Genomic DNA, 21,415 nt, shown 5'->3' on the forward strand with positions numbered 1-21,415 from the left:
ACACCGTTCGTCTTCCTAGGTGCATTGTTGCTGATGATCGTCCCACCTTTACTCCAACTTGGTAGTTGGGGAGAGTGGTTCTATAAGGGGTAGCGTCAGGAAAATGCGGATTTACAATGCTAAGGAAATTCCCATACTAAAAAGCCAAATTTCTCAACATCAATTGAGAAATTTGGCTTTTTCCGTTGCTCAGTTAAAGCGTCCTTTAGTTGTATATTTCCTGTTAATATCCCTTTTGAAGCATAACATTGTTTTCAATGATCGCACCCGATAGTTGACGCCCATTTTAGAACCTATTCTTTGATTTTCAATAAGCGTAAACTGTTTAATGTTACAAGTAAAGTTGCTCCCATATCAGCAAATATAGCTATCCAAAGTGTTAACCAACCGGGCATGACCAAAAGTAATGCCACTAATTTAATCGCCAAAGAGAAGGTAATGTTTTGCTTGATGATTGCTAAAGCCTTACGGCTTAATTTTATTGTATATGGCAATTTACTCAAATCATCAGACATTAAGGCGATGTCAGCCGTTTCTAAAGCTGTATCAGTTCCAGCACCACCCATTGCTACACCAACGGTAGATGCCGCAAGGGCTGGAGCATCATTCACGCCATCTCCGACCATCCCCACACTTTGATGTTTTTCTCGAAGTTCTTTAATAAAATTAAGCTTATCTTCTGGAAGTAAGTCAGCTTTAATATCCGAAACACCAACTTGTTTTCCGATGGCTGTTGCCGTTCTTTGGTTATCGCCTGTTAGCATCACTGTTTCGATTCCCATATTGTTCAACTTGCCGATAACTTCTTTAGACGATTCCCTCATTTCATCGGCTACGGCAATAAACGAAAGAATTTCTTTTTCTGTTCCTAACACCATCACCGTTTTACCTTGAGTTTGCATATCGGCAATTTTTTCTTTCCTATCGCTTGAAATGCTTCCGTGTAATTCCTCAAAAAGATTTGGACTTCCCACATAATACATTTCATTATTTATTTTGGCTTTAACGCCTTTACCTGTAATGGATTGAAAATCCTCTACTGTTACTTCGTTGAATTTTAATCCATTTTCTTCTGCTTTTCGCATAATCGCTGAAGCAAGAGGGTGCTGTGATCCTTTTTCAATGGCTGCTGTTATGGTCATTAATTCATTTTCATTTCTACCATATGTCACAATGTCTGTTACAGCAGGAATCCCTTTGGTTAATGTTCCTGTTTTATCAAAGGCTATCGCTTTTAAGTGTCCTGCTTCTTCTAAATGGATACCACCTTTAATTAAAACACCATTTTTCGCTGCATTTCCTATTGCTGTAACCACAGCAACTGGAGTTGAGACTACTAAGGCACAAGGACAACCAACCACTAATACAGCTAAGCCTTGATAAATCCATTGGCTCCAGTCTCCGCCAAATAATGGTGGAACTACCGCAATTAAAAGAGCTAGTATGACAATAGCTGGTGTATAGTATTTTGCAAATTTATCGACAAACGCTTGAGAAGGGGCCCGTTCTGCTTGGGCTTCTTCTACCAAGTGAATGATTTTTGAAAGAGTAGTATCTTCAACTCGTTTTGTTACTTTAACCTCAAGTAACCCTTCTTCATTCAAGGTTCCTGCAAATACTTCATCATTTGTGGTTTTCGTTACTAGAACACTTTCACCTGTAATCGCAGCCTGATTTAATGTCGATGTACCTTTAACCACTATTCCATCCATTGCTAACTTTTGACCGGGCTTAACAATCATGATGTCTCCAACTTGAATATCATCAACATGAATCATCATTTCTTCATTGCCTCGTCGAATTAACGCTTCTTTTGGGGCAATATCCATTAAAGATTCAATAGATTGACGTGCTTTATCCATTGAATAACGCTCTAATGCTTCACTAATCGCAAATAGGATAACAACGGTTGCCCCTTCACCCCATTCACCAATGATTGCAGCTCCTATAATTGCAATAGTCATAAGCGTATTCATATCGAAATTTAATCTGCTTAGATTTTTGAGACCTTTAATGAATAACGAATATCCACCGATTAAAATGGACGCTGCATAACCAATTGTCGGTAGAACATGCTCTTCACCATACTGCTCTCCTAAGAACCAGCTAACTACAAGTAAAAGAGCTGATATATATACCTTAATGTTTTCTTTCTGCTTCCAAAAAGGTTCTCGTTCTACCCTTTGTTCTTTTTCATCTCGAATTTTTAAATTTTCAAATGCTCCTGCTTTTTCTAATTCTTCAATGGTTGTCGTCCCTTTAACATAAACTTTAGATGCTCCGAAATTTACTTTCGCATCCTGAACACCGGGAAGTTCTTTAACATTATTTTCAAAAATGGCTGCACAGTTAGTACAAGTAAATCCTTGAACACGATAGGCTTTCATTTCTTCTTCAGACAGTTTTGCTTTCCCACTAGACATTGATCTTCACCTCTTTCTTATGTGCCAATGCAATCATCATAATTTGTCTGATATGCTCATCATCTAATGAATAAAATGCAAGTTTTCCCTCTTTTCGAAACTTAACAATCCCTTGCTTATGGAGCGTTCGCAGGTGATGAGAGGCATTTGCAACCGTAACACCTATAATATTTGCTATATCACACACACACAGTTCGTCATCTTGACATAAAGCATAGGTAATTTTTGCTCTATTTTCATCTGCAATAGCTTTTAACATTTGGGCAACACTAGAAATATCTACTGTCTGTAAATTACCTTGTATTCGATTGACCTTTTCTTCGTCATAACAATAAATTTCACAAGTATCTTTCTTAATCACATTCTCACCCCAATATCATTCAAGTGTTTATTTGAATATAATATAACCATTTTTAATAATTCATTCAAGTGTTTATTTGAATGAGTAAAAAAAATCATAAAAAAAGAATTGGAGTACCCAATTCTAATAACAAAATAACCAAACTGCATAAGACTTTAAGTACATAACATTATCTGGCCAATTAATGGAATAGGACTGAACTATTTGTTCTCTTCCGATAGCTTTCTATATAATGAAGCCCTAGACACATTTGTAATTTCACAAATTTGATTTACAGTCATATTTCCTTCTTTATATAGCTTTACTGCATAATTCATTCCCGCATGATTTTTATGATATTTCTTTATCCGACCTTTAAACTTTCCTTCTTTCTTAGCCAGCTCAATCCCTTCACGTTGACGCATACGGATAAGATCTCTCTCTAACTGGTTAACACCAGCCATTACTGTAATTAAGAATTGGCTGTATGGATTATCCTCTGATAAATCTAGCCATGTATCCTTGAGTGATTTTAAGCTGGCTTTTTTCCTTCGTATGTAATCGATCAATTCAAATAAATCTTGTGTACTACGAGTAATTCGAGTTAAATCTGTAACATAAATGGTGTCACCATCTTGTAAGTCCTCTAACATTTTTTGAAGTTGCTCACGTTCCTTCGTTGCCCCAGAAACTTTTTCTTCGTATATAATATCCATTCCGAATTCGCTTAGCTGCTGAAATTGTCTTGAAGGGTTTTGACTAGTTGAACTGACACGTACATAACCAATTTTCCGCAAAATATCACCTCACTTTTGAGACAAGTCTTATGAGACGCTAGATCACAGCAATCCACTTCAAAATAAATGACTTGATGAAGTCGCTTCAGATTATAGAAAAACCCTCATTTCGACGTCGAAATGAGGGTTTTTCTATGATCTGAAAAGATGCTGTCTTAGGACATCCTCTCTTCTTTTTTTAGGTTACAAATAGTTCAATGGGTTGACACTATTCGCTGCAGAATAACTGCTGTATTTATAACTGTTTTTATGAATCTCAAAGTGTAAATGATTTCCGAACGAGTTTCCTGTATTCCCAACTGTTCCAATCTTCATACCTTTAGAGACTGTCTGACCACTTTTTACCGAAAGACTATTCATATGAGCATAAACGGTTACGTATTTTTGATTCTTTAGACTATGTGAAATCATAACGTGTTTACCATATGCACCGCTGTTTTTAGAGGTAGTGACTTTTCCACTCGCAGAAGCATAGACAGGTGTGCCTTTTGTTGCAGCTAGATCAACGCCATTATGGAATGTATAACCGTAAGCGCCATTAGATTTTCCGTATCCTTGGGTCAGCCTCCCTTTAGTAGGAGAAGCAAAAAGAGACTCATTATACGTCATTTTTTTTGCAACGTGGCTCTTATATTTTTTTAGGTAAGAACTATAGATATACCGTGTGTTCCCTTTGTAAAGTACTTTTGTCCAAGCTCCTTTTTTTCCTAAATAAGAAAAAGTCTGACCAGTGTTAGTCACGCCGACTATATTGTAATTGAGAGAAGGACCAGTCCGAACACGGAGATTGTCTGTCTTTACTTTTACTTTATATGCACTACTTGCTTCAACTTTTGGGCTATGCATTGAAAAAGTTGTTGTGAGTAAGACGCTAGAAGCGATAAGTATTACCTTGTTTTTCATTAGTTGTACTCCTTTAAAGATAAAGATACGGTGACAAACGATTTGTTAAAAGGAGTATAGCATCACTATATTACAAAAAAGTGTATCAAATTCATTTCAAAAATTGATACGAGATTTAATCAAAAAATGCATAGTTTTTTCACAAACAGATTTTATGTTTAAAATTAAACACATTTCTTTTTTATACATCTTAAAAAAAGATTTATTTTTTAGAGTTCGGGAGGAATTTGATGGAGTTATCTTTTTTGTTAGCTTTTGGAGCAGGGTTTTTATCTTTTATCTCGCCATGTTGCCTAGCTTTGTATCCTGTTTTTCTATCTTACATTACAGGAATTTCAGTTACAGAGTTAAAAGAAAATAAAAAGTGGAACTGGAATGGTGTTCCCCATACATTCGTTTTCTTACTTGGATTTTCGAGCGTATTTTTAGTGATGGGTTTTTCAACGTCATATTTGGCTGATTTTTTTATAGTGTATAAAGATGTTCTACGGATGAGCGGTGCACTTATTTTATTCATATTCGGTGTTATTTTAACTGGTCTGTGGACCCCAATATTTTTACTTAAAGAGCGAAGAATGAACTTAGGAAAAAGAAAGCGTGGTTATATCGGAACGTTTATTGTCGGAGTCGGATCGGCTGCTGGATGGACTCCTTGTACAGGACCAATCCTCGCTGGAGTTATTGCTTTGATCGCCACGAATCCTAGTAATGGATTTTTATATATGCTCTTTTATGTACTAGGTTTTTCTATTCCATTTTTCTTGATGTCGTTTTTGGTCGGGAAATCCAGATACTTAATGAATTATTCTTCAAAGGTTATGAAAATAGGTGGCTGGTTTATGATTTTATTAGGTATCATATTGTATTTCGATGGTCTGACGAAACTAACTACAATATTGATTGATTTTACAGGGTTTAGAGGGTTCTGACGCTCTATTTTCTATTTCGAAAGGAGATGCATCGTAAATGTCTCGTGAAAATGTCCTGATAATGGGAGTAGAGGAAAACTGGAAAGTGATGGAGAACATAAAACAACTTAAACCTGTAAGTATAGATATTCATATTTCTTCAAAAGAAGGATGGGTTCGAAAGCTATTTCCTGATTTTAAATATTTTGATTCATTTTCAAAAAAAGAATCAGAAGAAGGGTATATTAGTAATCTGATTGAATATTGTACTTCTCAAGAAATAGGCTGGATTATCCCTTTAAGCGAACAAGAAGCATCTACGTTATCAAAACATAAGTTGAAAATGAGAAAAAATAACGTAGCGTTTATAACATCCTTTGACTGGGATAAAACAGTACTTCATGATTCATTTTCGGTTCAAGGTAATACTTTCACTTATTCTTTTGACCAGATAAAGAATGCGCCTGAAGGTGTAAAGGTGGGGAAAATTGATGCATATGTCGATTATCGATCTAGTGAAGTGATTTGCTGTTTTATGAGAGAAGAGTATGAACGGTACCAAGATACTGTTCTTTCATACGAGGTGTTTGCCAACTCGATTTTAGAGGAGTGCGTAGCAATAATTGCTCAAAGGCTTAATATAAAGGGTTCTTTTTCTTTCGATTATCAACGTGATTCGGAGGGAATGTATACGATTACAAAAATAGAATGTTTCATGACGCATTCTACTCGTGAGGCTATTTTTAGTGATTATGATTTCGCTAATTATTTGTGGAGCAATATTCAAGGAATTGTCCTTTTAAAAGAATCAAATGATAAAAGCTCTTTTGTGTATCGCCTAAATGAAGAATACTTTCTTTTCTAAATCTCAACAGTTTGTTTTTATATGTAATCATCTTAAATGAGAAAGGTACTTTATGAATAAACTTTCATTTAAAATAACGTTATTTTATTTTTTCGGGATTCTCATGATTTTCATTCTCTCATCTGCTATTGTATACAACATTCTTGAGCATCAACAAGTAGAAAGTGAACTGGAGAGCCTTCAAGAGAGAGGCAATAGTCATCGAGATGTTCTTTCCACTAACTTCGACAAGCAAACAGTTGAACACGTTGTTTTAATGGAGGAAAAGGCGATGACTGATGTGATTATCTTAGACAAAAATAATCAAGTCGTCGATTCATCTAACGACGCTGAACAATTTTTGAACCCGGATTGGATTCAAAAAAAGGATGGAATCGTAGAAGGTAATTGGAGAGAGGGCAAATTTTTAGTGACGGTGAGTAATATTGAAGATGGCGGTCAAATAATCATGTTAGAGCCGACGAAGTATATACAGCATTTGATGGGGGAATTGAAACAACAAGTAGTGTTCTCTCTATTCTTGTTAGTACTTTTTCTATTAGTAAGTGTTTATTTTTTGAGTTATATCATTATAAAGCCACTTTTATCAATGAAAGAGGCAACGGTAAAGTTAAGTAAAGGCGAGGTGCTGAAAATCAGAGAAGCTGAGAGAAGCGACGAAGTAGGAGATTTAGCACGAGCGATCACTAAGTTATCTGTTGATTTACGTCACATTCAAAATACAAGAAAGCAATTTCTGACTTCAATCACACATGAATTGCGTACGCCGATTACCTACATCAAAGGATATGCAGGACTCCTCAAAAAAGACGAATCGAGATTTGGAGATATTATCTATGAGGAATCCGAAAGACTTCAAGAACTGATTGAGGATTTGTTTGAACTTGCTAGATTGGAAGAGCCACATTTTCAAATAGATCCTCAGATCACAGAGATGAATGATTTCTTAAAAAAAATCAGTGAAAGAATAATTTTTAAATTTGAGGAGAAACAAGTGAAATTAATTCTTCAAATTAATAAAACTCCCATCTACAAAGAGATAGACCAAGCTAGATTTGATCAGGTTCTCTTAAATTTACTGGATAACGCGCTAAAATATACACATGCGAACAAACGCGTATTTTTAAAACTTGATGAAAACTTTATTGAAGTTACGGATGAAGGTGGTGGTGTGGATGAGCAATCACTCCCGTATCTTTTTGATCGTTTTTATCGAGTAGATTCTTCACGAAATCGTGAAACAGGAGGTACTGGGCTCGGTTTGGCTATCACGAAAGAAATAGTTGAAGCGCACAAAGGGACCATCGTAGCTATTAATGTAGAAAACGGGCTGAAAGTTGTCATTGACTTGAGGGGGATTCCAGGATGAGAACCATTGCTTTGGTAGATGATGAGAATCGAATGTTAGAACTGATTGAACTCTATCTGCAAGACAGTTATACCTGTATTAAGCTGAACAGCGGAAGAGAGATATTGAACTTGATTGATGTAGATGAGCCTGACTTAATCATATTGGATGTGATGATGCCTTTAATGGATGGTTTTGAGACCTGTCAAAGGATAAGGGAAGTTTCGAATGTACCAATCATTTTATTGACAGCACTCGACGGAAAAGAAGAAATCGTAAAAGGATTACAACTGGGAGCAGATGATTACATTGTGAAACCGTTCGACGAGGCGGAATTGAAGGCAAGAATTCAATCGATTTTCAGACGAACTACAGTTTCTTCAGGATCAAAAATCGAATCGTCGGGTCTAATCTTAAATGAAGACGCCCATGAGCTGTATTATGATAATCATTTAGTCAAAGTCACGCCAAAGGAATTTTCATTACTTGCTAAGTTATTAAAAAATCCAGAACGTGTCTATTCAAGAGAGGAACTGCTCTCAAGTTTATGGTTAGCAAATGAGTGGACAGATGAACGAACGGTCGACTCTCATGTAAGAAACTTAAGAGAAAAACTTAGGAAACTCGAGTTTCCTATTGAAGAACACTTTCGCACAGTATGGGGAATTGGTTACAAGTGGGTTCCTTAAATAAGGAGAAATAAGACAAGAGAGGAACGGTTAAAAAACCGTTCCTCTCTTGTTTATCGTTTATTCTGCAGATAGTTCGTCTTCAGTCACCCATTTATGATTTTTCACTTCTTCACCTGTAGTCGATTCGAAATCAATCATATACACTGTTGTTTGCTTAGCTGAGTCGATAGTGGCCGTAGCATCCTTCATTCCTTTCATATGATCCGCGTCTACTTTTACTTCATCGCCTACTTCATAAGGAGATGACTTGGCATCTACAATCTCTTCTTGAATAATCCATTTATGATTCGTGACGCGTTTCCCGCCATTTGTAGGGTCATAAGAAATGCTATAAGCAGTAGTATCATAAGCTCCTACAATTTTAGCCTCGGCCCCTTTCATGCCTTCCATATGTGCTTCTTTGATCATCGCCATGTCGCCTACTTTAAATTTAGGGTTTTTAGCCTCTTGGAGCCCTTTCGGAACCTCTTTCGATCCAGACATGTCCATCGTCGAATGATCCATACCGTCCATATTTTTATCCATGCTTCCTGTTGATTTAGAATCATCACCATTGCTTCCGCACGCAGCGAGTGCTAAAGAAAGCGAAGCAGCCATAGTTGTCATAAAAATCTTTTTCTTTAATTTCATAAAAATTACCTCCAATTGTTTTTTTATGCTTTCCATAGACTCTATCACATAAATTTGCAGAAACATTGCAGAGAGCAGAAAAGTAACACATTGAAAAAAACTATAAAATTCATGGGTGGAAAGACATATTTTTTTCACAATCATTCTTTAAGTTAAAGATAATAATTAATTGAAGGGAATGATCCATGTGAAGAAAAGATGGTTAATCGCAACTATCGGTATCTTTACTCTCATGATTATAGTGGGCGGTTCGTATTTACTTTTTATCCGAGGTACTATGCCAAATAACAAACAGCACATGAAATCTATGATGAATGGAGGGAACACTACTACAAATCAGACTATGATGGAAGGTATGGGACATGGCGCGAGTGTCGATTTAAAATCAACTGAAGAAAAAGAGCGACGATTGAACATCCCTAAGATGCTAAAATCCGATCGTGAAACCAAGAATTCCATTCAATACACGATTGTCGCTAAACAAGGGGAGACACAGTTCTTCCGAGATAGTAAAAAAACTGAAACTCTAGGATATAACGGAAATTATTTAGGTCCTGTAGTGGAATTGAAAAAAGGAAAAATGGTAACAATCCGTACGGTGAATCGCTTATCAGAAGCGACTACATTCCATTGGCACGGTCTTGTTGTACCATCATCCGTAGATGGCGGACCACATCAAGTCGTGAAAGCTGGTGAAACGAAGGTAGTAAAGTTTAAAGTGAAGCAAGATGAATCGACATTGTGGTTTCATCCACATCCAATGGGGAAAACTGCTGAACAAGTATACAAGGGGTTAGCAGGATTGTTGTACGTAAAAGATGAAAAAACTAAAGAGACGATGCTACCTCAAAAATATGGTGAAAATGATATTCCATTAATTCTTCAAGATCGAAAAGTTAAAAACAGGAATGTCCTTGGATATGCTGATGTAGAAAAAACAGATGGGGCTTTAGGCGATACCCTCCTCGTAAACGGTACGATTAATCCATATTTCAACGTAAAATATTCGCAACTTAGAGTCAGATTGATAAATGGCTCCAATGCACGTAACTACGTAGTGAAGCTATCTGACGGTTCATCCTTTAAAAAAATTGCTGATGATGGTGGTTACATCTCAAAACCGAAAAACGTAAAGAAAATTGAATTAAGTCCAGGCGAACGTATAGAGGTATTGGTAGACTTTTCAAAAAGAAAAATTGGTGAGACTGTTTCATTTGAGACGAATGGAGTAAGGGTCGTTAACTTCAAGCTGAAGGATAAACAAGGGACGAACCTAAGTGCATTGGCGCCGAAAAGTGGATATGAAAAGCCGCTAAAGACCTTGTCTACAGTGAATCAAAAGTTAACTCTTTTCGGGATGGGCAAAAATGTTGAAATCAATGGGAAAAAGTTTGATGAGAAGAGAATCGATATTAAAGCGAAACAAGGAGAAACCGAAATTTGGGAGGTCTATAATAAAAAAGACATGATGGGTGGAATGACTCATCCCTTCCACATTCATGGAGTCCAATTCAAAGTATTAGAGCGAAACGGACAGAAACTGGATAATCAAGAAGCAGGTCTAAAAGACACTATCGCTATAAAACCAGATGAACGAGTTAAGATTCAGATGACTTTCAAGGAAAAAGGGGTATTCATGTACCATTGCCATATCCTTGAACATGAAGAGAACGGAATGATGGGTCAGTTGAAAGTGGACTAAAAAATAGGTGAATGTTTTCATCTTTTTTTCACAAACTAAGGAAATAGGCTTTGTGTAAGTCAAAAAAGACGGAAAATGGAGGTATTTTAGAATGAATACTGGACAACAAGAAATCTTAGGTGCCCTACACAACTGTATAGTGACTTGTAATGAATGCTTTGATGCGTGTTTGAGTGAACATCATGTTTCTTCGATGGCAGAGTGTATACGTCTAGACAGAGATTGTTCTGAAATTTGTAGTCTTTTAGTACAAGCTATTTCTCGAAACAGCAGCAATATTGATGTTCTTGCAAGAAGCTGTGTTGAAATTTGTGAAAGATGTGCCGACGAATGTTCGAAACATGATCATGATCATTGTAAAAAGTGCGCTGAGGCCTGTAATGAATGTGCAAAAGTCTGTCGTAAATTAATTGCTTAAAGCGAAGTGTAAAAAATGAAGGAGCATCTATGTCGCCATGCCGAAAAAGGTATGAGCTAAAAAGCTGATGCTCTTTCATTTATAAGCACTAAGATACTTAGTTATGAAAAAGTTCATAACCCTTATAGACCAGTAGTATGGTGAGAGAAAAGAAGGATACATAGAGGATAACGATCAAACTCTTCATAAACACTTTCATGAAAATCAACTCCATTCTATAGGTTGAATTGATTATAGAGAAAGTTCGTGAAATTTATGAGGAAATAGACTAACAATCATTTATTATTAAAAAATTTTAATGTAAGAGGTGGTGACTAGGATGGATAAAATATTAATTGTTGATGATGAAATAAGAATGAGGCAATTATTAAGACTCTATCTAGAACCAATAGGATATGAATGTAGTATGGCGAATGATGGGATCGAAGCTTTAGAGAAAGTGAAAAAAGAAACCTTCGATTTGATTTTATTGGATGTAATGATGCCAATGTACGATGGATTCGAAGTATGTAAGAAAATAACGGATTCTCACCCGGAAGTCCCTATCATCATGATAACGGCTCTAAATGATGCTGAATCCATCGTCAAAGGACTAGATGCTGGAGCTACAGATTATGTCACAAAGCCGTTTAACGGGGACGTACTTTTAGCAAGAGTTCGGTCTGTCATGAGAAGGAAAGCAAAAGAACCCGTTATCTACCACGGACTTACGTTCGATGAGAGCAACAATTTAATTTTACTAGATGGCAAGTCGATTGACTTTACACCAAAAGCACATGCATTACTGCGACTATTCCTTCAACATCCTGGAAGGCTGTTCAACAGACTAGAGCTTTATGAATTCGTTTGGTCTTATACGTCAGAATCGGATCCGAGGACAGTTGATTCTCATATTAAGATGATTAGAGAAAAGTTAAGAGAGTTAGATTACCCGATCGATAGGCATCTGAAAACAATTTGGGGGAGAGGATATCGTTGGAGTGAGAATGAAACGAAATGACACTCTTACTATAGGAGCAAAAGTGTCATCATAAAAATCATAAGGGAGTCGGTGTCGGCTTCGAGTATCCATCTTTATATGAAGAATCGATTGCAGAACGAATATCTTTAACCGATTCTCCGTCCCGTTGCTTCAAAATAGACTTTACAGCAATCTCGAGACAGGTGCTGCATGTCGTTCCGTGACTTGTCCATTTCACCGATCCATTCGTCGCGTTTTCTTCTATGAAGCAATCATAATTATTTTTATGATTGACTGTTTCACCGCAACCGCAATAGCAAGGTATTTTCTCTAGTAGTTTACGATTTTTCCCTACAGCTTGATAAACATTTCGTACATCTTCAGGTTGAGTTTTTAAAAACGTAGGAAGTATCAACGATGATGATGTTTCTTCAACCTTGTCACCGCTCATATGTTTCGCATGATCTACCTCCTTTGAATGATTGGGAGTAGAAGACTTCATCGGGGATTGAGCACAGCCGACCGCAATCAGGGATAGGCTAATAAGACTTACGCTTTTTAAGAGTATGTTAAGTTTCACGATTGGATTCTCCTTAGAGATAATTTTGTAGGTGCATAAAACAAAGATTTTTAATTGCGTTTTTTGTATTAGCTCATTTGTCTGCTCACGATAGTACCTATTCGTTCATTTGACCATAGTCTTCATTAGTTCAGTTAATTCATGAATTGTCATCAATCATTTGATGTCTACCTCGAACTTGTCCTTTAATTCTTTTTAAAGTTTCAGTACTTGTGATTTTGGCGCTAAATAGTCCTATTCAAACAAATGGTCTCATTTTTTTAAAAAATATCCTATACTTGTATGATATTTTTTATTTTTTAGTGTGTCAAAATACATTTTATATTTATATATATAAGTTTAACTGGAAGTAAAAACGAGATGTAACTCTATATAGTCATGATCTCTCTATATACACCATACAGGTATATAGTACGTAAGAGGAGGTTTTCTTATGGATCACCATATCCATCACGAACATACTCATCATGAAGACCAACAAATGAGTGCTTCACATCATGAACATGAAGGAATGATCGGAGACTTCAAGAAAAGATTTCTCGTATCGTTAATGTTGACCATTCCAATCCTGCTACTTTCCAAAATGATTCAAGAATGGTCGGGTATCAACATTAGCTTTCCATATGACGACGTTGTTTTGCTTTTGCTATCCACAATTGTCTACTTCTACGGTGGATGGCCGTTCTTAAAAGGTAGCTTAGACGAAATGAAACAAAAAAATCCGGGGATGATGATGTTGATCGCTTTAGCGATTAGTGTTGCATACTTTTATAGTGTGGGCATCATCTTAGGTCTAGGAGAGGGACATGACTTTTTCTGGGAGTTAGCAACGCTCATAGATATTATGCTTTTAGGACATTGGATTGAAATGAAGTCAATCATGGGCGCGTCTAACGCGCTACAAGAATTAGTCAAATTGTTACCCAGTATTGCGCATCGAATTGATGATGAAAAAATAGAAGATATTGCGGTGTCGGAATTACAGACTGGTGACGTGATTCTGATCAAACCTGGGGAGCAAGTTCCAGTTGACGGTAAGATAATAAAAGGAGCAACAACAGTTGATGAATCGATGCTGACAGGTGAATCTCTTCCCATCGAAAAGAAAATGGACGACAACGTAATTGCTGGCTCCATTAATCAAGAAGGAAGCTTGACTGTTGAAACGAAAAATACAGGTGAAGGCACGTATTTATCGAAAGTGATCGAATTAGTCAGCGAAGCGCAGGCATCTAAATCTAAAACACAAAATTTAGCGAATCGTGCAGCAAAAATTCTCTTCTATGTCGCTGTTTTTGCCGGTGTGTTGACATTTATCATTTGGCTTGCATTAGGATATCCGCTCAGCATTGCTATCGAACGTATGGTGACTGTCATGGTTATTTCGTGTCCCCATGCACTAGGACTTGCAGCGCCATTGGTCGTCTCTGTCTCGACGGCGCTGTCTGCTAAGAAAGGTTTATTGATTCGAAATAGGACGCAGTTTGAAGAGGCACGGAAATTAGACGCCATTATTTTTGATAAGACAGGTACTTTGACGCAAGGTAATTTTGGTGTGACGGATTTGATGCCGGTTGATGAAATTTCCTCAAACGAACTACTTCGTCTAGCAGCGGGAGTCGAACGTTCATCACAACATCCTCTTGCTAAAGGTGTAGTAAAAAGAGCAGAAGAGCTACAACTATCACTTCCATCGATTGAAGATTTTATGTCTATTACAGGAGTCGGATTGGAAGGGAAAGTAGAGGGTACGTTAATTCGTGTAGTGAGTCCTCGATATATTCGTCAAGAAAAAATAACGGTTGATGAGCTCGCTTTTGAAAAATTATCTGAAGAAGGAAAGACTGTCATATTTGTATTGAAAAACAAGCAATTACTAGGAATGATTGCACTTGCTGATTTAGTAAGAGAAGAAGCGAAAGAGACTGTGACTGCTCTTAAAAATAAAGGCATAAATTCAATCATGCTCACTGGTGACAATAAAAAGGTTGCACATTGGGTTGCCAAACAGTTGGGTATTGACGAAGTTCATGCAGAAGTTTTACCTGATGATAAATCAAGACAAGTAAAGAACATTCAATTGGAAGGTAGGAAAGTAGCCATGGTGGGTGATGGCATTAATGATGCACCCGCACTGGCACAAGCTGACGTAGGGATTGCGATTGGTAGTGGAACCGACGTGGCAGTCGAAACCGCTGATATCGTACTGGTCAGAAGTAATCCGAAAGATGTTCTCTCTATCCTTGAACTTTCCCGAAGCACTTATAACAAAATGATTCAAAACCTATGGTGGGCAGCTGGTTATAATATTATAACAATACCACTAGCAGCCGGCGTTCTAGCTCCCTATGGTGTGATCTTATCCCCAGCCATTGGGGCAGTACTAATGAGTCTTAGCACCGTCATTGTTGCTGTAAATGCTAGAACGTTAAAAATATGAAATCATTTGAAGTGATTTCAGAACTTATTAGTAGCCAAGCACTGGATTTAATCGCGTGTAAAAAGTCTATGAGTATTCGAAGACTTTTTACACGCGATTTTAATTTTATTAGAATATATGATTATGTCCATATAGAGAACATAAAACAGAGCTGTAACGTTCTGTGTGATGGAAGGGACTGTAAGCCGACTTTTAGATTGCTCCTAGTCTTTCTCCTCTCAAAAAAGCTTTTCGATTGCGAACACAGTAAGCCAGCGTCCTGATACGCTGTCCGTTTTTTTGAGGTCTGCCTCCGTTCGTCCGTGACCCTTCTAATTTTTTGTACGTTTCAGTTCGTATTTTCAAATCTTCGTAAATCGAATCGGATGAACGTATAAAAAATAATAACGAATGCTTCTTTAAAGCCAATAAAGTAGTACGTGCTAGTTCTCCGACCATGTTGTCACTCCAAAGATTATTTTAGACAGCAACAAAATTCGAGGGCACTATATTCAAATGTTCATTTGAATATAGTGCCCATTGTGCTATATTTATCTTAGAAATTAAAATTTAAAGGAGGAGATTCTGTTGGCGCACGACCATAATCATAGTCATAACAACATAAATATAAAGGCACTGAAGTGGTCTTTCATGCTAATCTTTTTATTTATGATTATTGAAGTTATTGGAGGGATTTGGACCAATAGTCTAGCGTTACTTTCAGATGCTGGGCATATGCTAAGTGATGCTGCTGCACTTGGGCTTAGTTTAACAGCATTAATGTTTGGACAACGAAAGGCTACGGATCACAAGACATTCGGATACAAGCGTTTTGAAATTTTAGCGGCCTTCTTGAACGGAATCACCCTGATTGCTATTGCACTCTATATCTTCTACGAAGCATATCGACGTCTGCTTGAACCTCCTGTAGTTTTAAGCTCAGGTATGCTGATCATTTCAACTATCGGCTTACTAGTTAATATTGTTGTCGCATTCATCCTCATGCGGGCGGACAAAGACGAAAATTTGAACGTCAGAAGTGCCTTTTTACATGTGATCGGAGATCTGCTTGGCTCAATCGGTGCCATTATTGCGGCAGTGCTGATAATATTCTTCGGTTGGACGATAGCCGATCCGATTGCGAGCTTAGTAGTCGCGATTCTTGTATTTATCAGTGGTTTGCGTGTAACAAAGGATTCATGGCATATTTTGATGGAAGGTGTCCCATTCAATTTAAACGCCAGTGAAATCAAAAGTGCGCTACTTGCCATTGAAGAAGTGGAAGAAGTACATGACTTTCGTCTATGGTCCATCACATCTGATTATCATGTACTAAGTTGCCATTTAGTAGTTAAATCGGATGAAGCACGAAAGGGTGTACTTAGACAGGCCCGTACGTTGATTCATGACCAGTTTGATTTACAAGATCTTACGATTCAAATCGAGTGTACAGGTATCGATGAATGCTCGCATGCGGCACATGAGAGCCACGCTCATTGATAAATGAACGTTGTAAAATACTTTAATCGAATAGAAGGAGGTGTTGACCTTTCCCTTTTCTGATTAACTTCAGAAAGTGGGAGGGTCGAATCATGTTATGAAACAAAAGAAGGTTTTAGTTGTTGTAACGTTGCTGATCGTGTTTTTAATAGTTATTTCAATGTTTTTGATCAAGAACAATGCTGTTCAAGAAAAAAAGAGTACAGTCCTAAATGATACGGTAAAAATAGAAGGTCAACCGACACAAGGAGAAAACGCTGCACCTGTTTCAATCGTCGAGTTCGGAGATTATAAATGTCCGTCTTGTAAACAATGGGGGGAAACGGTTTATCCGAAGTTGAAAAAGGAGTTCATTGACACTGGTAAGGTACAGTTCAGCTATATCAATGTTTTATTCCATGGGGAAGAATCGATTTTGGCCGCTAAGGCATCAGAATCTGTTTATCGCCAAGACAAGAAGGCATTTTGGACATTCCATAAGGCGATTTATGATGCACAACCGAGAGTCGAACAGCATGATGACCCATGGGTGACTGAAGAATCCCTGTTAAGAATCGCTGCAAAATCAGTACCAGACATTAATCAAGAACAACTCACATCTGATTTAAGAAATAATGCGGACATCCTTGATGAAGTGTCGAAGGACGATGCACTCGTGAAAGAACACGGTGTCGAGTTGACACCTACGATCGTGATCAATGGTATTAAACTCGATGACCCGTTTGATTACGATACGATTTCCCGTGTGATTGAAGAACAGGTAACGGCCGATGAATGAACAGGTGCGACGTTATGGTATGTATATAGCGTGGATCATAGCACTCGCTGCCACACTCGGTAGCCTGTACTTTAGTGAGATTCGTGGATTCGTACCTTGTGAGCTCTGTTGGTCACAACGTATTTTCATGTATCCGCTCAGTATCATCCTGGGCATTGCCGTATTCAATAATGATTCAGGTGTGGTTCGATATGTATTACCACTTAGCCTTATCGGGGGAAGTATTTCTGTCTACCACTACATGGTTCAAAAGATTCCAGGATTTGCTGAGGTCAAGCCATGTCTTCAAGGTGTCCCTTGCAACGTACAATATATTAATTGGTTAGGTTTCATAACGATTCCCTTCCTTGCCCTGACAGCATTTTTGCTAATTACGCTGATTATGATTGGAGTTCGACAAGCGTTTAAAAAAAATTAAGTTAATAAGAGAGAGTCACTTCATCTCATTTAGCGATTTTCTTCATGTCATGAGTACGACTAGAACATAAGGAGGGAAAACATAAAAGTTTCTTTTTTAATTTATAGCTTATTCCTGATTGAATCGACGGGATAAGGAAAAGAAAATCGATTATATAAAAAAGACAATGTCTCATTTCACTTTCGAAATGAGACATTGTCTTTTTTATACGACTGGAAGATTGTATATCGTTAAAACTCTTGATCAAGAAGATACTAAAGTGAATTTTTTAATCAAAACGTCAAAGAAATACTATACAAGAAAGCTAAAAATAAGGAAACAGACATTCCTAATCCTAAAAAAAGTGTTTTGATCGATTCATTCGTTTTTCTAATAAGGAATACTACCAATCCCCCGAAAAGAAGACCGATCACTAGGAACAAGACGGATGTCATTCCTGGTTCAAACTCGATGTTTGAATATTCAAAGCGTAGATTAGGGAAGACGAAAGCAGACAGCTGTCCGGCCCCACTTGATTTGAGTGTATCCTCTACGGAGTGAGGTGGCTCTTGCTGACCGAGCAACGCAGTTGCTGCGAAGATGAAGAGAATCAGTGTACCTTCCATGCGCATTCTCATCTGTTTGACTTTAAGCGTTTGTTTGGAAGAGGCATAACTCCATTTCCCATTCATGAAACCGATGATCAGCACAGGGAGAATTAAGACATGTTTCCATAGTAAGGCTTGACCATACGGTAAAATCCAAGAATTCGGATAGTCGTCTACTTTCACGACGACGGACATCAAATAGATGCCGGATCCGAGGATAATCAAAAAGCATAGTGTTACGAGCGGTCTGAACCATTCCAACACGTTGTCCCAACGGGGATTCGATGCGTTGGAATAACCTAATACGAGTAAACCGCCAGTCCAAATGAAGACAGACAAAGCATGAGCGGTATGTACGAGTAATCCTTCTGCACCTGTGATGCTGGAGGCGTGTCCGGACCATGCGAGTGTACCAACCATGGCAAGCAACAAAAAAAGGGCAAACTTTAAGCGTCCCGAATGGAGTGACGTATTCCTGACGACCAGAAAAAGTAATATGCAACAGATTGTCATCAAGATTAAGGCATTTCCAGCTTCGAATGTGAGCAGAACGGACCGCAGAGTCAACCACAGTCCGATGTCTTCTTGCAAATAAAGCACGATACGTATGACCGACAATGAAAAGAAAACAGGAATTAATAGGATGAGAAGTCGTATCCATCTTATCGGGAACGCTACATCAGGTCGATAAGTGGGAGGAATGAGCTGTAACGAGAAATGACCGATCAACAGTGCAAAACAGGCGTACAGCAATGTATCTCCTAAAATATAGAGCAAAGTCATTTTGTTCGCCCCTTCAAAACAATCTGATAAAAGAAGAACAGTAGCATGATAAATAATCCACCGGCGATTAGAAATGGAAAGAAATCAGTCTCTTCAGCGGTGGACGTTGTCGTCTTCACGGTTTCCGCATCGACGTCTTTCTGTTGGATGGGCTTCGGCTGATCGCTCGTTTCGCTCGTGGTCGTTTGGGTTTCGATATTGAACAGATAGGTTCCTTCGATAGGATGTCCATCTGTACCGATGATCTTCCATTGGACGCGATACCGACCAGATGTCAGTTCTCGATCGAGCTGGAACGTCATACGTCGCCTTTCTTGTGTGAAAGTACCCTTCAGTGCATCCGAAGACGTGGAATCAAATACTTGAATACTTCCACCAGCTTCGATGTTCGTCTCGAAGTTCAACGTGATGGTTTTTGTAGGAAGAACAGTCTCATCTGCCCGGGGTGTGGAAGATTCGAGCCCAGTGTGAGCCGAGACTTGTACGGGACACCACAAGAGCATTCCTGATAGCAGTAACAATAGGTAATTTACTCGAAGCATCTTTTCAACTCCTTTATGTTTGTTATGTACGGTCAAAATCATAAGGGATAAAAACAGACACCTCAAGATTTTTTTGACGCTTACATTAGGAAATGCTAATATGATGATAACATATTAATGAAAACGAGTATGAAAAAGGAGTGAACATTTTGGAACAATTACTGGAACCATTGGACTTGAAGGTGAGGGTCGTTCATGGTTTTTCTAATAAAACACGACTTCAAATCCTAGAGTGTATCTATGATGGTGAAAAGACCGTGACAGAAATCGTCGAGGCGGTCCAAGGGAATCAGTCCAACGTTTCACAGCATCTAGCTTGTCTAAAAGGATGCGGATTGATTCAAAAACGGACGCAGGGAAAGTATGGCTACTACTCCCTACGCAACGAGACAGTCAGGGAACTGTTACGACTATTCGGGACACTGACGCTCGAAATCGGACAGGAATCAGCTTGTTGTGAACATCACATCGAGGGGGCGGAATAATGGGCAGCTCCTGTTGTAACAACGGCTCTACAAAAAAAAGAGAAGCAAGTGAACCAAAGGCTGTTTCTGCATCAATCACAACAACGTGCTGCGCCTCGAACGAAGACGATCGACTCCAAACAAAGGATATACAGTCGAGTTGCTGTTCGAAATCGACATCCGAGATAGCCGGTACGAGCATACAAACCGAATCTTCCCTTCCTAAGGAAGAGGATACTTGCTGTAGCACGATGTCAAAGACAGAGGCAAAAAAATCAGAAACAGATACCTGTTGTTCTTCGGGTAATGCTTCCTCGGATTTGATTCAGCCTGATCATACAACTCATACCTACCGAATAGAAGGGATGGATTGTCCATCCTGTGCAGTGACTCTTGAGAAGGGATTAGTGACGATAGCGGAGTACCAGAAAGTGTCCGTCAACTACGGTGCGGCCCGCTTGAAAATTGAGAGCGAATCAGCACTGGATGATCGTCGGCTTCAAAACGAGGTGAAGAAGTTAGGATTTCAACTTATTGTTCCAAATAAAGAGGAAAAACATGTTCAGACGTATGCGGTTTCGGGGATGGATTGTAGTAGTTGTGCTAAAACGATTGAGCAGCATTTCCAAAAAATAAATGATGTGCAGACTGTCACGGTATCTTTTGCACGTGGAGAAATGGAGATCGAACATCATCTTGATGCACAACAGGTGAAAATTGAGCTAAATAAGATTGGCTTTGATGGACACGTCAAGGGAGAAGAGCCTTCCGAACCTTCGACACGCTCATTTGAAGGGATATCATTGGTCTTATCCGGTATTCTGATTGGATTAGGGCTACTCCTGCAAACCATAGAGGTTATGTATCTACCGAACGCGCTGTTCGGAATCGCATTGATCCTAAGTGGATGGAAAGCTTTCCGGAGCGCATTTTATGCGGTTCGCGCCCGATCGCTCGACATGAACGTGTTGATGAGTGTGGCGGCCATCGGTGCAGCACTCATTGGTGAATGGCTCGAAGGGGCGACTGTCGTCTTCCTCTTTGCCATCGGGAACCTACTCCAGAATCATTCACTTGCCCGGACGCGGAATTCAATTCAGAAACTCATCGAACTTTCTCCGAAGGAAGCATTCGTGCTGACAGCAGAGGGCGTTATCCGGAAATCAGTGGAAGCGGTGCGGATCGGAGAGAAGATTCGGATTCGACCAGGTGATCAGGTTGCGCTGGACGGAATGATCTTGAAAGGGACGACGACCATCAATCAAGCGCCGATCACGGGCGAATCGATTCCTGTCGATAAGAAGGAAGGCGATCACGTATTTGCCGGAACGCTCAACATGGATCGTTCGTTCGACAT

General features: G+C 38.6%; 21 protein-coding genes. 13 read left to right on the forward strand and 8 right to left on the reverse strand.

The genetic code is table 11. The annotated features are described in order from the left end of the window. Nucleotides 1-293: 293 nt before the first annotated feature. The 4 genes from KNQ05_RS15260 to KNQ05_RS15275 form a co-directional block, all read right to left on the reverse strand. Nucleotides 294-2,423 carry a heavy metal translocating P-type ATPase gene (locus KNQ05_RS15260; protein ID WP_214806014.1) on the reverse strand — a complete coding sequence of 710 codons (2,130 nt, stop codon included), beginning with the start codon at nucleotides 2,421-2,423 and terminating at the stop codon, nucleotides 294-296. Beyond that, nucleotides 2,416-2,784 (reverse strand): ArsR/SmtB family transcription factor, encoded by a 369-nt coding sequence (locus tag KNQ05_RS15265; RefSeq protein ID WP_017474136.1) that lies wholly within the window; start codon nucleotides 2,782-2,784, stop codon nucleotides 2,416-2,418. The genes KNQ05_RS15260 and KNQ05_RS15265 overlap by 8 nt, the downstream gene beginning before the upstream one ends. Nucleotides 2,785-2,984: 200 nt before the next feature. Beyond that, nucleotides 2,985-3,560, reverse strand: a complete 576-nt coding sequence (locus tag KNQ05_RS15270) for a recombinase family protein (protein ID WP_017474137.1) — start codon at nucleotides 3,558-3,560, stop codon at nucleotides 2,985-2,987. A gap of 183 nt (nucleotides 3,561-3,743) precedes the next feature. After that, nucleotides 3,744-4,463, reverse strand: coding sequence for a peptidoglycan DD-metalloendopeptidase family protein (locus KNQ05_RS15275; RefSeq protein WP_029343438.1), 720 nt, complete (start codon nucleotides 4,461-4,463; stop codon nucleotides 3,744-3,746). A gap of 230 nt (nucleotides 4,464-4,693) precedes the next feature. Here KNQ05_RS15275 and KNQ05_RS15280 point away from each other — a divergent pair, with 230 nt between their 5' ends. From KNQ05_RS15280 to KNQ05_RS15295, 4 genes are read left to right on the forward strand one after another with little or no spacing between them, the layout of a single operon-like run. Further along, nucleotides 4,694-5,392 carry a cytochrome c biogenesis CcdA family protein gene (locus KNQ05_RS15280; RefSeq protein ID WP_034786404.1) on the forward strand — a complete coding sequence of 233 codons (699 nt, stop codon included), beginning with the start codon at nucleotides 4,694-4,696 and terminating at the stop codon, nucleotides 5,390-5,392. 37 nt (nucleotides 5,393-5,429) lie between these two features. Then, nucleotides 5,430-6,236, forward strand: a complete 807-nt coding sequence (locus KNQ05_RS15285; RefSeq protein ID WP_050678844.1) for a hypothetical protein — start codon at nucleotides 5,430-5,432, stop codon at nucleotides 6,234-6,236. A gap of 52 nt (nucleotides 6,237-6,288) precedes the next feature. Further along, on the forward strand, nucleotides 6,289-7,605 hold the full coding sequence (locus KNQ05_RS15290) for a sensor histidine kinase (protein WP_050678843.1): 1,317 nt from the start codon (nucleotides 6,289-6,291) through the stop codon (nucleotides 7,603-7,605). Beyond that, complete coding sequence (locus KNQ05_RS15295; protein WP_029343435.1) at nucleotides 7,602-8,273, forward strand: response regulator transcription factor; 672 nt, start codon at nucleotides 7,602-7,604, stop codon at nucleotides 8,271-8,273. The genes KNQ05_RS15290 and KNQ05_RS15295 overlap by 4 nt, the downstream gene beginning before the upstream one ends. Nucleotides 8,274-8,333: 60 nt before the next feature. Here the strand turns inward: KNQ05_RS15295 and KNQ05_RS15300 are convergent, their stop codons facing one another. Further along, nucleotides 8,334-8,906: a YdhK family protein gene (locus KNQ05_RS15300; RefSeq protein WP_029343434.1), complete on the reverse strand. Its 573-nt coding sequence runs from the start codon at nucleotides 8,904-8,906 to the stop codon at nucleotides 8,334-8,336. A gap of 187 nt (nucleotides 8,907-9,093) precedes the next feature. On the opposite strand from KNQ05_RS15300, the gene KNQ05_RS15305 reads away from it, so the two are divergent. The 3 genes from KNQ05_RS15305 to KNQ05_RS15315 all read left to right on the forward strand — a co-directional run bounded on the left by KNQ05_RS15305 (nucleotide 9,094) and on the right by KNQ05_RS15315 (nucleotide 12,026). After that, nucleotides 9,094-10,608: a multicopper oxidase family protein gene (locus KNQ05_RS15305; RefSeq protein ID WP_082202603.1), complete on the forward strand. Its 1,515-nt coding sequence runs from the start codon at nucleotides 9,094-9,096 to the stop codon at nucleotides 10,606-10,608. Between the two features lie 91 nt (nucleotides 10,609-10,699). Next, nucleotides 10,700-11,026 carry a four-helix bundle copper-binding protein gene (locus tag KNQ05_RS15310; protein ID WP_071908772.1) on the forward strand — a complete coding sequence of 109 codons (327 nt, stop codon included), beginning with the start codon at nucleotides 10,700-10,702 and terminating at the stop codon, nucleotides 11,024-11,026. A 319-nt stretch (nucleotides 11,027-11,345) separates the two neighbouring features. Continuing rightward, nucleotides 11,346-12,026 (forward strand): response regulator transcription factor, encoded by a 681-nt coding sequence (locus KNQ05_RS15315; RefSeq protein WP_050678842.1) that lies wholly within the window; start codon nucleotides 11,346-11,348, stop codon nucleotides 12,024-12,026. A 37-nt stretch (nucleotides 12,027-12,063) separates the two neighbouring features. On the opposite strand, the gene KNQ05_RS15320 is transcribed toward KNQ05_RS15315, so the two are convergent. Then, nucleotides 12,064-12,567 carry a PCYCGC motif-containing (lipo)protein gene (locus tag KNQ05_RS15320; RefSeq protein WP_353048699.1) on the reverse strand — a complete coding sequence of 168 codons (504 nt, stop codon included), beginning with the start codon at nucleotides 12,565-12,567 and terminating at the stop codon, nucleotides 12,064-12,066. A 433-nt stretch (nucleotides 12,568-13,000) separates the two neighbouring features. Here KNQ05_RS15320 and KNQ05_RS15325 point away from each other — a divergent pair, with 433 nt between their 5' ends. The 4 genes from KNQ05_RS15325 to KNQ05_RS15340 all read left to right on the forward strand — a co-directional run bounded on the left by KNQ05_RS15325 (nucleotide 13,001) and on the right by KNQ05_RS15340 (nucleotide 17,682). Next, nucleotides 13,001-15,007, forward strand: a complete 2,007-nt coding sequence (locus tag KNQ05_RS15325; RefSeq protein WP_214730018.1) for a heavy metal translocating P-type ATPase — start codon at nucleotides 13,001-13,003, stop codon at nucleotides 15,005-15,007. Between the two features lie 567 nt (nucleotides 15,008-15,574). Continuing rightward, complete coding sequence (locus KNQ05_RS15330; protein WP_214806017.1) at nucleotides 15,575-16,486, forward strand: cation diffusion facilitator family transporter; 912 nt, start codon at nucleotides 15,575-15,577, stop codon at nucleotides 16,484-16,486. A 97-nt stretch (nucleotides 16,487-16,583) separates the two neighbouring features. Further along, a complete protein-coding gene (locus KNQ05_RS15335) occupies nucleotides 16,584-17,264 on the forward strand; it encodes a DsbA family protein (RefSeq protein ID WP_214806020.1) in 681 nt (226 codons plus the stop codon). Then, nucleotides 17,257-17,682 carry a disulfide oxidoreductase gene (locus KNQ05_RS15340; RefSeq protein ID WP_214806024.1) on the forward strand — a complete coding sequence of 142 codons (426 nt, stop codon included), beginning with the start codon at nucleotides 17,257-17,259 and terminating at the stop codon, nucleotides 17,680-17,682. Before KNQ05_RS15335 ends, KNQ05_RS15340 begins: the two co-directional genes overlap by 8 nt. A 272-nt stretch (nucleotides 17,683-17,954) precedes the next feature. Here KNQ05_RS15340 and KNQ05_RS15345 read toward each other — a convergent pair whose 3' ends face one another. Beyond that, a complete protein-coding gene (locus tag KNQ05_RS15345) occupies nucleotides 17,955-19,052 on the reverse strand; it encodes a copper resistance D family protein (RefSeq protein ID WP_214806026.1) in 1,098 nt (365 codons plus the stop codon). Continuing rightward, complete coding sequence (locus KNQ05_RS15350; RefSeq protein ID WP_214806029.1) at nucleotides 19,049-19,594, reverse strand: copper resistance CopC family protein; 546 nt, start codon at nucleotides 19,592-19,594, stop codon at nucleotides 19,049-19,051. The genes KNQ05_RS15345 and KNQ05_RS15350 overlap by 4 nt, the downstream gene beginning before the upstream one ends. Nucleotides 19,595-19,743: 149 nt before the next feature. On the opposite strand from KNQ05_RS15350, the gene KNQ05_RS15355 reads away from it, so the two are divergent. Together KNQ05_RS15355 and KNQ05_RS15360 are read left to right on the forward strand one after the other, a co-directional pair. Beyond that, nucleotides 19,744-20,079, forward strand: coding sequence for an ArsR/SmtB family transcription factor (locus KNQ05_RS15355; RefSeq protein WP_251132535.1), 336 nt, complete (start codon nucleotides 19,744-19,746; stop codon nucleotides 20,077-20,079). Between the two features lie 344 nt (nucleotides 20,080-20,423). Next, nucleotides 20,424-21,415 (forward strand): heavy metal translocating P-type ATPase (locus KNQ05_RS15360; RefSeq protein WP_215192936.1); only part of this gene is annotated, 992 nt, incomplete at its 3' end.

The sequence above is a fragment of the Exiguobacterium sp. s125 genome, from assembly GCF_018618605.1.
GTDB lineage: Bacteria > Bacillota > Bacilli > Exiguobacteriales > Exiguobacteriaceae > Exiguobacterium_A > Exiguobacterium_A oxidotolerans.